Below are 13,923 nucleotides of genomic sequence, written 5' to 3' on the forward strand. Positions count from 1 at the left end.
TTATAGTCCAATATTTAAAGACATAGTAAATTGTCTCGTTATAGGTAAGGCAACTCCTCCAGTTCCATAAAACTCTGGGTCTTGTCCATTTAATCTATCATCTGAATACAATAAGAACAAGTTAGTACCTTGTAATTTTAATTGTAATTGAGAAAGATCTAATTTCTTTAAAACATCTTTGTTAAAATTATATGCTAAAGAAATACTTTTCATTCTTAAGAAATCTCCATTTGCAACTCTTGCTGTAGAAAAGTTGTAAGCGTTATATGCTCTTGATAAATCGCTTTGGTTATAAATATTATTATCTCTAACATCTATAATTTTTGGAATGCTTGTAATATTTTCGTCTCCTGGTAAAATCCATCTGTTAATATTACTTTTTGTAAATACATTTGTACCTGAGTAAAAATTATCTAAAGAAGGGTTTAACCTTACCTTATTACCTCCTGCACCTGTTATCAAAACATTTAAGTTCCAGTTTTTGTAACTAAATGAATTTGAGATACCTCCAGCTTTGTTTGGCAATACAGATCCATTGTAAACTAAATAATCTGTAATATTAAAACTGTCTTGAAAATTTACATCTGTAACAGGATTGTCTCCATCAGGTAAAACAAATGTAGGAATGCCATCTTCATTAAGTCCATTAAAATTGAATGAAAATAATGAATTATTTGGATAACCTTCTAAGGAACCACCTTGTAAACCTACTACATCTATAACTCTAGGTCTATTTTGAAGTTTTGTAATCTTTTGATCAAAATAAGAAAAATTTAAAGAGGTAACCCATTTAAAGTTATCTGTTTTTATGTTTGTTGATGTAATTGCGAATTCAATACCTTTTTGTTCACTGTCGGAATTATTACCACTTTTTACAAGTTCACCACCAATACCAGATGTTCTAACAAAATCGATATTATCAAAAATATTTCTTTGGTAAATATCTGTTGTAAACTGAATTCTGTTATCAAACAAGCCTAAATCCATACCAATATTGAACTCGTATTGTTTTTCCCAAGTAAGTTCGGAATTTTCTAATGCATCTATATCGAGATACGTTTCTCTTTCAGAAGGTGTTAGCCTATCTGTAATTTGGCTTCTGAAAATTGCTAAAGAATTTGTAGCTGGTCCAGGTGAAGCGCTTAAACCGTAAGATGCTCTAAATTGTAAATTATTAATGGTATTAGATTTTTGAATAAAATTTTCTTCGGTTGCATTCCATTTTGCACTTACTGTTCCAGTTGGCAACCATCTAGATTTAGCACTTCTTCCTTGCCTATTAGAACCATCGTATCTTCCTGTTAAAGAAAAAACATACTTGTTATCGTAAGAATAAGTCGTTCTTCCAAAAAAAGCGACAGTTCTTTCTCTTTCTCTTCCTAGTCCAAAATAATTCCCCCCTTCTGCAATAATTTTTTCAAGTAATCTTGCATCAGTAAATGGTACAAAACCGTTTTCATATTGTAAACCATAACCTGTAAAGTTCTCATCATTTCTATCAACATACCTTAACTCTTGACCTAATAAAGCATCAAAACTATGTTTTTTATTAAAATCTCTTTTGTATTGAAAACTATTTCTTAAATAATAAGACGTTAAAGAATTGTCGAATTTACGATACAAACCTCCTTCAGGAAAAACAGGAATTGGAATTGCATCTGGATTGTTTGGATCTCTGTATAGGAAAATGTTTGCATTTGCAATAACCGCTGTTTGATCGGCATTATAAGCCTTAACTACATTAGAATTTTCTCTAATTTGATGCTCTCTTGTACTGTTTACATATCTGGCAGATGTGTTTAAGTCGTAAGTAAGGTGATCGGTTATTTTGTAAGATGCATCAATCTGAAATCTAATATCTTTTACATCTAAATCTAACGTGTTATTATCTAATTCTTCTAAAATATTAAATGGTGCCCAATTATTTGTATAATATTCTAAATTACCGTTATTATCTCTAGGTCTTAGTGCTCTAGAAGTATTTAATGCATAACTAAATGGGTTGATATCAAAATCTCTACTAAATTGCCCATCCACAACATTTGCTTCTCTATTAAAGGAGCCTGGTGCTTTTTGGTTTCTTACAGATGCAACAGTGGAGATAGATAAATTAAATTTATCTGAAAAATAAAACGTATTTTTTATATTCGATGTAATTCTTGTTACTTTATCTGCCACAGACCATCCTGGATCGTGTAAAAAACCAACAGAGGCATAAAAAGAATTATTTTCTCCACCACCTGTAAAGCTTAATGTATGGTTTTGCATTAGAGACTGTCTAAAAAGTGTTTTAAACCAATTGGTATTTGCTAATTCGTAATTTTGTAAAAAAGCACTTCTTCCTTCAGGTGTATTTGGCACACCAAAGCCACCATTAGAATAGCTATTTATTTGCTTTTCTAAAACACCATAAACACCTGAAAATCTTGCGTTTCCAACATTTGGTAATCTTAAATAGCCTTGACTTCTTAAACCTTCTAATACACCAATAGTTTCCTTTGAGTCTAAAATATCGTATTGGTTATATGATGGAATGTCTCTTACTGTTTGCTCTAGTGTATAATTAACTTTTAACGGACTAGATCTTTTACCGCTTTTTGTGGTAATTACCACAACACCATTTCTAGCTCTTGCACCATAAATAGAGGTTGCTGATGCATCTTTTAAGATATCTATCTTTTCTATATCTGTTGAGTTTACACCTGCAATAGAAGAACTAATTAGTGTAGATGCATCACCAGAAGTTAATGCGTCTAAATCTTGTTCTACAATATCTTCTTGTACAACACCATCTATAACGTATAACGGATTGTTATTTCCAAAAACAGAAGAAGAACCTCTAATAGTAATTTGGGGTGCTGCACCAAATGTTCCTGTAATATTTTGTACGTTAACACCAGCTATTTTACCTTCTAACATTCTACTTACATCTACAACTCCATCGATTTTTAAATCTGCCGCTTTAATAGTAGTTGCAGCACCTGTAAAACTTCTTTTATTAATTTTATCATAACCAGTTGTTATAATTATTTCACCTAAACTTTCAGCAAAATCTTCCAAAACTACAGTAATTTCAGAAGCATTTAGAATTGATACTTCTTTTGATTTAAAACCTAAAGATTGAAAAACTAAAATATCTCCTTTGGAAGCTGCAATAGAAAACTTTCCATCAAAATCAGTAGAAACTCCCTTACCAGTTCCTTTTACTAAAACAGAAGCACCAACAATAGGTTGTTTATTTTTATCTAATAGAGTTCCTTTAATTTTCTGCTGAAAAACACCCTTTTTAAGTAGAATTGTGCCACTTTTATCGAATGTATATACGATATTACTTGTTTTTAAACTCAGGTTTAAAAGATCTTTTACGACAATAATACCTTTTTTTAGAATTACTTCTGGTAATTTTTCAAAAAGATGATTTTCGTAAACAAAGGTGTAATTTGTTTGGTTTTTTATTAACTCAAAAACCTCTTCTACAGAGACTGTTTTATCTGAATCAATTTTAATTTTTGCGTTTTGAGACAATCCTTCATTTGGTACTAACGCAAACGAAATTGTGCAGAATAAGAATATGAACGTTCTCATAATAGTAGTTAATAGTTTTTTTCTTAAAAAGAAAAAAACTCCAGTAAATTTAATTTCCATAAATTTGTTAAGTGTTAAATTAATTAGCATGATTATAGGGAATGTTGGTTTTTATATTGTGAGAGATTGACAAAACCGCATTCCTTTTTTTATTTCTTAAAATCTAGACTTCCATTATTTTTCTCATAATTTATATTGCTTGTATTTGTAATTGATTTTAAAATTAGATCTAAATTTTGTTTTTTGTTTAAAACTCCATTAAACTTTAAATTTTTAATTTTTTCATCTTTTATATTTATATCTACATCGTACCATCTAGAAAGCACTTTTGCAATTTCAAATAATGATGTGTTTTTAAATGTAAAAAAACCTCTAACCCAAGATATTTGTTCATCTGCATTAACTTTCTTTAAAATAGCACTTGCATCTAATTTGTTATAAATAAATTGCTCATTGGGTTTTAAATATGTTTTTTTACCATCTATATTCTCGATTAAAACACGTCCTTCTTTTAGAGTTGTAATTATTTCTCTATCTTCTGGGTATGCCTTAATATTAAAATGTGTCCCTAAAACATTTACTTCTTGCAAAGCGTGAACTACCTTAAAACCATCTCCAGAATGTTTTTTACTCGATGAAACTTCAAAATAAGCTTCGCCATAAATAAGTTCTACAACTCTTGTTTTTCCATCAATAAAATTTACGGGATATTTTAATTTAGATTCAGAATTTAGCCAAACCTTAGTTCCATCTTCCAAAACTAAAGAATACTCACCACCTCTACTCGTCGTTAAAAAATTATAAGCTATTTCTGTTAGATTTTCTTTCTCTTTCTCTTTTAAAGCGTCTTCTACTTTATAATATTCTAATGTTTTATTTTTATTTTTAACATTTAACACTTCAATATTAGTATTGTCTTCTAGACTAATGTTCTCTCCGTTATTTAAAGTAAGTGTAACTTTTTTTAAGTTATCATACTTAACAACAGCTTCTTTTACAGGAACTTTTTTTCCTGACATGTTAAAAAAGTAAAAAACTGAAAAAAATAAAGCAATTGAAGCTACTACTGCAAAATATTTCTTGTTGTTGTTTTTATGATGATTTTTAGTTGTTCTTTGTACAATAGAATTCCATTTTTTCTCTTTTTCTAAAATATAATCAGAAAACTCCTTATTATTTTTTACTTTATGAAAATACTCTTGATGTTCTTTTGATTCTGAATACCAAGTCTCGAATTCCTCTTTTTCTTTTTCTGAAAGAGTATTGTTAATTTTTTTTATAATTAATTTAAATTCCATAAACATCTATTTAAACAGAGGCTTTTGATAGCATTTTTAACTAAGACAGTTTAAAACTAAAAAAGGGTTACAAAAAAGTTAATTAATTATTAAAAAAACATGATGAAACCTGTTGTACATTTCGATAAAATTCTGTCAATTCGAGGAAATCTTACGATTAAAATGAATAAAATTGGTGTAGAGAATAAAAATTTTAGTTTTTTAAATAGTTCTTGATACCATTTTTCGATCCTCAAAATCACTCGAACTAACGACAATTTTTGCATATTTTTAAGTAAAAATGCACAACAGGTAATTAATTTCGAGCAAGATTATCTAAAATTCATTAATTATTTAAGAATAGGAATAGTAAAAATAGTATTAAAGATTTATCAAACTTAACTTTAGCCCTTTTCAGTTGAGTTTTTACTGTATTTATAGAAATATTTAGTTCGTCTGCTATTTCTTTATACTTGTAATTTTCTATAAATTTTAGTTTAAAAATCTTTTGCATTTTTTTTGGCATTGTTTGTACCACCTGCATAATTTTTTGATATTTTGCTTCTCTCTCTTCTTCCGAAAAATCAGAAACATCAAGATCACTAACTATTAAATTACTTAATTCTATATAATTTTCGGTATCGACAATTTTAACTGACTTTAAATAATTTAAACTTCTATTTTTTACCATTTTATAAATATAAGATTTAAAAGAAACCTTAATATTTATAGTGTTTGCTTGCATCCAAAGTTGTACAAAAACCTCTTGAACAATATCTTCACTTATAGAAAAGTCGTACACATATTTATTTGCATAAAGCACCAAATCTTCAAAATATAACTCATAGCAATTTCTAAAGACCTTTTTATCTTTATTCTTTAGTTGCTTTATTATGAGGTTATTATCCATGATAACTTTAAAATATTGAAAAGTAAATATTTTATTTAATTAAAAAACAATATGTGTGAGTAAACTTCTTACAAAGTGACGCGAAAAGTAGTTAATATTAACATGATAAAAAAAAATAAATTTACTATCGAATAATAAATATTTTAAATAAGTAATGATTTACCTACTTTTTTTAGCAATTCTTTTAACGTGAGTTCGAGGAAATTTATCCATTACACTACTCACTATCAATATATTAATTCAAATATCAAGTCGAGCGTAATCGAGATTTATTTGAAATTCTAGTTTTAAGATTGAGCTAAAACTGATAAATTTTTGATTTTAAGATGATTATGTGTCTTATATCTAATTTTTATGCAGAACTTAGACTAATATATCTAAATTAATTGTGTACTAAGAGTAACATCTTAACATATAACTTAGTTTTTTTTATCAGAAAACAATAAATACTCCTGAAGTTTCCTGTAATTCTTCTACTAAAAATAATATCTTAATCCAATTTTACCGTAATAAAACGTCTTTTTTCGCTTACTGTAAAAAAATCATCATCTTTTTTTTTCTTAATTTCAATTCATAAATTATAACAAATAGTTACTTTAAAAAAGGAAGTAAATATTCATCATTATGGCAAAAAAAAACGCTCTTATTGTTTGAAAATAAGAGCGTAAAATTACTAAATTTTAACGATATTAATCGTCTAACTTTTCTCCTTTTAGAAAATAATCTTTTTTAATTTCTGCAATTCTCCTTTTTATAAAATTTGTTATCTCTGTATCTTTATCTTGAAAATGATCCATGTATTTTATATAATGTCTATATGCTATTTTTTTATCTTTATAATAGTCGTCAGAAATTTTTGCTAATTGGTATAATGCTTTATAATTTTTTCTATTCTCTTTGTAGGCCTTTTCGAAATTTATAAGTGCATTTTTTGGCTGTTTCGTTTCATAATACATGGTTGCCAACCCAAAATACTCTTCATCTCTTTTCTTTTTTCCTATAAAAGTTGACAATCTGTAAAAGAATTGTGCATTTTTATAATCGTTCTCTTTCATAGCAATATGCCCCAAATAGGTATAAGCTTTATAGTTTTCTTTATCTAAAAAAGATACCTTTTTAAAATATTTTTTAGCTATTTTTAAGCTATCTAAATTGTAATAAGTTCTACCCAACATAGAGGTAGCATAGGTGTCTTTTTTATCTATTGTGTCTAAATTTAAAAGTAGAGGAATACTTTCTTTATATTTCTCTTCTCTATATAATTGGTTGATTTTTAATTTATTTAAACGGATATGGTTTTTATCCAATTTCAATCCTTTTTCTATAAATAGCTTTGTAGAATCAATCTTATTTAATTTTTGAAAACTCGACGCTAAATGCGCAATTGCTTTTAAGTGAGTGGTGTCTTTTTCGAAAGTATCTATAAAACTATTTATCATTCTATTGGTATCATTTCTTTTTGCATAGGCCAAAGCCAATTGATAAGAATAATGGGCATTTAAAGAGTCTTTTTTTACTAAATCTTTAAATAATTTAACCGCTTTTGTAGCGTTATTTGTAATTAAATATAGTTTTCCTAATTGATATTTTAGTACTAAATTTAAAGAATCTTTGGCAGTAATTTCTTTGTAAATTTTTATGGATTTACTTGGCTTTTTAAGTCTTTGATAGGCTTTTGCCAATTTTAGTTTGGCTTGCTCGTCGTCTTGAAATTCTAAGGCTTTTTCTAAAAAATAGGCAGTTTTCTTATAATTATCTATCGATTCGTAAATTGTTGCTGTTTTGTAATTAGAGATAAAAGAAGCCTCTATTTTTGCCAATTCTTTTAAAGCCAATTGATACCTTCCTTTTTCGAACAAACTATCTACTGCAGAAAAAATTGAAGATTGAGCTTGCACTTTTAAAATGGTAAAAAATAAGCATGCAATTAAAATTTTCTTTTTCATCTAATTTTTATTATTTCCTTCAACTGCAATAACAAAAGGTATGGAATATTTAACAGCCACTGGTTTACCATCTTGTTCTCCTGGAATCATTTTTGGTAAAGATTGCATAACTCTTAGCACTTCTTCTTTTATTTTTTCGTGTGGAGCTCTCGCCTTTACCTCTACCACATTTCCATCTTTATCTATTTTAAACATGATAAAAATTCTTTTTCTTCCTGAACTTAAATTTAGTTGATTAGGCAATTTCGCATCAAAGTTTTTGCTAAAATGTTTTTGTACCATTTTAGAAAAACAGTTTTTATCTCCAGACTCACAACCTGGAAAAGTAGGTGCTTTATCAATTTTCATAAAAGAAATTTCTTCTTTATTAGTAAAATTTTTATAATTTTCTAACATGTTATTTTTTGAAAAACGTTTTAAATTAGATCGAATTTCTACTTGTTTTTTAATTTTGATTAATGAATCTTTTAATAATTGATTCTCTCTTAATAATCTTTCAACTTCTAAGTCTGAAGATAAATTTTCTAAAGTTTCATTTTCGATAATTTCTGGAGAATCAGAACACGAAGTATAAAAAAGCATGCTTATTAATACAGGAATTAATAATAAATATTTTAGTTGATTTATTTTGTTTGACTGTTTCTTTGTGATCATAATAATTCTTTTTTTTATAAATGTTTGTTTGTAAAATTGGTTGATAAACGCAATGTTTTCAACTTGAAAAAAGTTCGATAATAAATGGTTAATGTAATTTTCTTTTGGCAGTAATTTGGTGGCAACTTCGTCTGAAATGTATTCATGTAAAAGCCTTATTCTTTTCTGATATAAAAAAATTATTGGATTAAACCACATTGCAATTTTTAAAAATTCGAAAAACAATAAGTCTAAAGAATGTTTCTGCTTGCTGTGCACTAATTCGTGGGCTATAATTTGAGGTCGTTGAGTTTCTGGAATTTCTTCCCCTAAAAAAATATAATTAAAAAAGGAAAAAGCTTTGGTTTTATTAGCAATGATAACCAAGGTAAATCCTTCTTTTTTAATTAATTTATGAGTTTTTATAAGATGTATAATTTGTAATAATTTAGCGATAAAAAAAATGCTAAAAACAATAAAACCAATACCCAAAAAAACATCTATGTAATTAATACTTTGGTACCAAGAAGCTTCTTGAATTACTTTCTGCGGAGATAAAACTATTTCTGGTAAATAAATAATAAATTCTTGCGGAACTGCTTTTTTAAAGGTGGGTATTTTTACCAATGGCAATAAAAAGGATAAAATTGGTGTACTTAACAAATACCATCGATTTTTTACAAAAAATGTTTCTTTACTTAATATAAAATCATACAAAGCCAATACTTTAGCCCCTTATTAATTCGGAGTGATATTTTAAATTTCAAATAAATATATTTGAGATATGAAATACAAGAAATGGACATTAGCACAGAAGTTAGAAATACTATCAGTTTCAGAAGAAATCGGCATTGTTGAAGCCTGCCGAAAATACAGTGTAAGCACAGGTACTTTCTACAGTTGGCGGAAAAAGTTTGAGCACAAAGGTGAAGCTGGTTTAAAAGTTACCTATGACACTAAAAGCAAAGAACTTAAAGAAGCCGAACAAGAAAATCGTGTTTTAAGAAAATTACTAAGCGATAGAGAAATAGAACTTGAAGTGCAACGAGAACTTTTAAAAAAAAAGTTTGGAACGTCCGATCCAAGAAAGATCTAGTAGACGCTATATATAAAAAACATAAAATTAGCAAGAGTAAGATTATCAAAATGGTAGGTATTGTGTCAAGTAGCTATTATAGAAAGCCTAGTGGTGGTAAAAAAGGAAATAAGCCAACTAAAGAGACCTTTCACAAGACTAAAGGCCTGGTATTGCAGGATGACGTAGTTGCAGCTATTAAAGAGGTTTTAAAGGATGAATTTATAGATTGTGGCTATAGATTAATGACCAGTTATTTAAATAGAGACGGCTATACTATAAACCATAAAAAGCTATATAGAATTATGAAGGAAGAAGGTCTGTTGAAGCTTGACAATAGGATAGATAGAAGTGGTTCTGGACGTAAATTTGTAAAGTTTAGAAAGGTTTATACTTCTAGACCTTTGGAGTGTTTAGAGATGGATATAAAGATGGTTTGGATACCAAGTGTAGGTAAAAACGCTTATTTACTCTCGGTTATTGACGTTCACACACGTAGAATATTGAAAGACTATTTTTCCTTTAATATCAAACAAAATCACGTAATAGCGCTATTATCTGCATTGTTTGAAGATTGTGATTATCCCAATAATGTAGTTATTAGGAGTGATAATGGCAGTCAATTTATAGCAAAAAAAGTGCGTGAATATTTAGGATTAATCGGAGTACAACAAGAATTTACACACATTGCGACTCCAGAAGAGAATGCACATATTGAAGCATACCACGGAATATTAAAAAAAGAAGTATTCAAAAGGTTCGATTATCAATATTTTGGAGAAATAGAGCAAATACTAAAACGCTACGTGAAATTTTACAATAATAGAAGGATCCATGGTCTATTAGGACGAATAACTCCAATGGAAAAATGGAGTCAAGATAAACACCTTATTAGAAGAAATAAATTAACAGCTTAATTAATAATCGAAATTTAAAAGATTACTCTTGTTTTATAGGGGTCAAAACAGCCAAGAATAGCATTTGAAATAAAATGACTTGAATTATATAATTTATCATTGTTTTTTGTTTTTTAAATTTTCCTCAAAAAGACTTTAAGTCAGTACATTTTTTATACGAATATAAAAACACAGGGTTTTAGACTGCCTACTATAAACTACCCACTGCCCACTGCCTACTGCCAACTGATTACTGCCTACTGCCTACTGCCTACTGCCTACTGCCAACTGCCCACTTCAAACTGCCCACTGCCTACTGCCTACTGCTTACTACTTCTTATTCACTTCTTTTAAAATTGCTTCTAATTCTTTAACATCCATTTTATTTTCTTTTACAAAAAAGGAAACCATACTTTTAAACGAGCCGTTAAAATAACCGTTCATTAATTTGTGTAAACTTTGGTTGCTATAGGTTTCTTTATCGATTATTGGATAATAAATAAAACCTCTACCTACAGCTTTATGAGCTACAAATTCTTTATTTTCTAAAATTCTTATAATCGTAGAAACAGTATTATAAGCGGGTTTTGGTTTGGGCAATTTATCGATAACCTCTTTTACAGAAGCTTTTTCTAAATCCCACAAAACCTGCATTATCTGCTCCTCTGCTTTTGTTAATTGTTTGTTCATTTTTTAGATGTTTATTTTTTACTTAACCAATACATTAAATTTCTTATAAATCGAATGTTATTAGGAGCGCTTTCTGCGTGAAAACCAAACTTAAACGTCCCAGAATTATTCGTTAGTGTTTGCGCTGTAAACACTGCTGCTTCTCCAAAAACGGTTATTTTCCCTTACCAAATTTTACAATAAAAATGGTTATCAATAACAACGCTTGAAGAACTATTTTTTGCATAATTTTTTTTTTAACCACACAAATATAACTAAAAAATTAGTTTAAACTAATTTTTTAGTTAAAAATATGTAACAAAGGTTTTGTATTTTCGTCTTACAATTAAAATAAACTATGGATATTCTTTTGCTTTTTATTGGTTTTATATTAGTATTATTAGGTATAGTAGGCTCTTTTTTACCCATTTTACCTGGTCCTTTAACAGGTTGGATTGGTTTATTGGTACTGCATTTTACATCTGTAATACCAATGAATTGGAATTTTTTAGGAATTACCTTAGGCGTTGCCGTTCTTATTTGGGTGCTCGATTATATAATTCCTGCAATTGGAACCAAGCGTTTTGGTGGAAGTAAATATGGCGTTTATGGAACCACAATAGGTTTAGTTATTGGTTTGCTTACCCCTATTCCTTTTGGTATTTTAATTGGCGCTTTCTTTGGAGCTCTTATAGGCGAATTAATATACGATAGTAAAGACACCAACAGAGCAATAAAAGCCTCTTTCGGCTCTTTTATTGGATTGCTAGCTTCTGCAACCATTAAATTTTCTGTGGCTGTGGTTTTTGTTATTTTATTTTTAATGAAGTTTTGGCAATTTAAAGGAGATTTCTTTTAATTTTCACTGTTTTTAACCAAAAAAATCCTCGAAGCGATGCCTAGGGATTTGCCCTAAAACTGTTATTCAAGTAAAAACGGAAATACCAAGAAATAAAAACTCTTTTAAACAAAAAAAGCGACCCTTTTAAGGGAAGCTTTCCATTGGTTAACAAAACCAAGACACTTTTTCTAAAGTGCCAAACAACACAACTAAATGCTACTTCAACAAAAAGTAGCATGCAAATATACAACGATTTCGTATTTCCGCAAATAATAATCTGCATTTTATTAATACCGCCAATTGCCTAATTCTTTTATAGATTGTATCTTTGCAACCTTTATAAAAACAGAACCTAATACCATACAAAATGCAATTATCAGAACAAGAAGTTGTACGTAGAGAAAAGCTTGTAAAATTAAGAGATTTGGGCATCAACCCTTATCCTGCAGATTTGTTTCCAATCGATTCAAATTCAAAAGAAATAAAACAGCACTTTTCTGAAGGTAAACAGGTAATTATTGCTGGTAGATTAATGTCGCGTAGAATTCAAGGGAAAGCTTCTTTTGCAGAGTTACAAGATGGTGAAGGAAGAATTCAGGTGTATTTTAATCGTGATGAAATTTGTACAGGTGAAGACAAAACTTTGTACAACGAGGTTTATAAAAAACTATTAGATATTGGTGATTTTATAGGAATTACAGGAACACTTTTTACTACTAAAGTAGGCGAAAAAACAGTAATGGTAAAAAGCTTTAAGTTACTTTCTAAAGCATTAAAACCCTTACCTTTACCAAAAACAGATGCAGAAGGCAATACTTTTGACGAGTTTAACGATCCCGAATTACGTTACAGACAACGTTATGCAGATTTAGTGGTAAATCCGCACGTAAAAGAGGTTTTTATAAAACGTACAAAATTATTTAATGCCATGCGTTCTTTTTTTAATAACGCGGGTTATTTCGAAGTAGAAACCCCGGTTTTACAGCCCATTCCTGGAGGTGCTGCAGCAAGACCTTTTATTACGCATCACAATTCGTTAGACATTCCTTTGTATATGAGAATTGCCAACGAACTGTATTTAAAACGGTTAATTGTAGGTGGTTTCGATGGAGTTTACGAATTCTCGAAAAACTTTAGAAACGAAGGAATGGACAGAACACATAATCCTGAATTTACAGCCATGGAAATCTATGTTTCTTACAAAGATTACAATTGGATGATGGATTTTTGTGAACGCTTGTTAGAACATTGTGCCATTGCTGTAAACGGAACTTCAGAAGCTACTTTTGGCGAACATAAAATTAACTTTAAAGCGCCTTACAAACGAATTTCTATGCGCGATTCTATTTTAGAATTTACAGGTTTTGATATTTATGATAAAACTGAGGATGAAATTAGAACCGCAGCAAAATCGATGCATATCGAAGTGGATGAAACCATGGGAAAAGGAAAATTAATTGATGAAATTTTCGGCGAGAAATGCGAAGGAAACTACATTCAACCAACTTTTATTACAGATTACCCAAAAGAAATGTCTCCACTGTGTAAAGAACATAGAGACAATCCAGAACTAACAGAACGTTTCGAATTAATGGTTTGTGGTAAAGAAATTGCCAATGCCTATTCAGAATTAAACGACCCAATTGACCAACGCCAACGTTTTGAACATCAGTTAAAATTAGCTGCAAAAGGAGATGATGAAGCTACCGAATTTATAGATTACGATTTTTTACGTGCTTTAGAATATGGTATGCCTCCAACATCAGGAATGGGAATTGGTATGGATAGGTTAATTATGTTTTTAACCAACAACCAATCTATACAAGAAGTATTATTTTTCCCACAAATGCGTCCTGAGAAAAAAACGCCTTCTGTCGAGTTAAATGACGAAGAAAAAACAGTCTTGGCAATGATTGCAAAAGTAGAGAAAATAGATTTAAACGAGTTAAAAACGCAATCGGGCTTGTCTAACAAAAAATGGGACAAAACCATTAAAGGTTTAACTAAAAAAGAAGTTGCGAAAGTTTCTAAAACAAACGAAGGTTTGTTTGTGGAAGCTTTGTAAAAGTTTTTTAAAGTATAAGATGAAAA

10 protein-coding genes are annotated in these 13,923 nt (G+C 29.1%); 4 read left to right on the forward strand and 6 right to left on the reverse strand.

Annotated features, from left to right (window positions below; genetic code table 11):
• The 5 genes from JL193_RS04915 to JL193_RS04935 form a co-directional block, all read right to left on the reverse strand.
• Nucleotides 1-3,585, reverse strand: a complete 3,585-nt coding sequence (locus tag JL193_RS04915; RefSeq protein WP_243456841.1) for a SusC/RagA family TonB-linked outer membrane protein — start codon at nucleotides 3,583-3,585, stop codon at nucleotides 1-3.
• 149 nt (nucleotides 3,586-3,734) lie between these two features.
• Complete coding sequence (locus JL193_RS04920) at nucleotides 3,735-4,883, reverse strand: FecR family protein (RefSeq protein WP_207972749.1); 1,149 nt, start codon at nucleotides 4,881-4,883, stop codon at nucleotides 3,735-3,737.
• Nucleotides 4,884-5,208: 325 nt separating this feature from the next.
• Complete coding sequence (locus tag JL193_RS04925; RefSeq protein WP_207972750.1) at nucleotides 5,209-5,772, reverse strand: RNA polymerase sigma factor; 564 nt, start codon at nucleotides 5,770-5,772, stop codon at nucleotides 5,209-5,211.
• A gap of 689 nt (nucleotides 5,773-6,461) precedes the next feature.
• The gene (locus JL193_RS04930; protein WP_207972751.1) at nucleotides 6,462-7,718 is read right to left on the reverse strand and encodes a tetratricopeptide repeat protein; all 1,257 of its coding nucleotides are present in this window, start codon (nucleotides 7,716-7,718) and stop codon (nucleotides 6,462-6,464) included.
• Nucleotides 7,719-9,014, reverse strand: coding sequence for a M56 family metallopeptidase (locus tag JL193_RS04935; RefSeq protein ID WP_243456842.1), 1,296 nt, complete (start codon nucleotides 9,012-9,014; stop codon nucleotides 7,719-7,721).
• Nucleotides 9,015-9,135: 121 nt separating this feature from the next.
• Here JL193_RS04935 and JL193_RS04940 point away from each other — a divergent pair, with 121 nt between their 5' ends.
• Both JL193_RS04940 and JL193_RS04945 read left to right on the forward strand, forming a co-directional pair.
• The gene (locus JL193_RS04940) at nucleotides 9,136-9,447 is read left to right on the forward strand and encodes a transposase (protein WP_207970461.1); all 312 of its coding nucleotides are present in this window, start codon (nucleotides 9,136-9,138) and stop codon (nucleotides 9,445-9,447) included.
• Nucleotides 9,448-9,473: 26 nt separating this feature from the next.
• A complete protein-coding gene (locus JL193_RS04945; protein ID WP_243456875.1) occupies nucleotides 9,474-10,343 on the forward strand; it encodes an IS3 family transposase in 870 nt (289 codons plus the stop codon).
• 309 nt (nucleotides 10,344-10,652) lie between these two features.
• On the opposite strand, the gene JL193_RS04950 is transcribed toward JL193_RS04945, so the two are convergent.
• The gene (locus tag JL193_RS04950; protein WP_207972753.1) at nucleotides 10,653-11,012 is read right to left on the reverse strand and encodes a BlaI/MecI/CopY family transcriptional regulator; all 360 of its coding nucleotides are present in this window, start codon (nucleotides 11,010-11,012) and stop codon (nucleotides 10,653-10,655) included.
• Nucleotides 11,013-11,349: 337 nt separating this feature from the next.
• Between JL193_RS04950 and JL193_RS04955 the strand changes: the two genes are divergently transcribed.
• Together JL193_RS04955 and lysS are read left to right on the forward strand one after the other, a co-directional pair.
• A complete protein-coding gene (locus JL193_RS04955) occupies nucleotides 11,350-11,850 on the forward strand; it encodes a DUF456 domain-containing protein (protein ID WP_207972754.1) in 501 nt (166 codons plus the stop codon).
• Nucleotides 11,851-12,199: 349 nt separating this feature from the next.
• Nucleotides 12,200-13,897 (forward strand): lysine--tRNA ligase, encoded by a 1,698-nt coding sequence (lysS, locus tag JL193_RS04960; protein ID WP_207972755.1) that lies wholly within the window; start codon nucleotides 12,200-12,202, stop codon nucleotides 13,895-13,897.
• Nucleotides 13,898-13,923: the final 26 nt, after the last annotated feature.

The organism is Polaribacter batillariae (assembly GCF_017498485.1).
Taxonomy (GTDB): Bacteria; Bacteroidota; Bacteroidia; order Flavobacteriales; family Flavobacteriaceae; genus Polaribacter; species Polaribacter batillariae.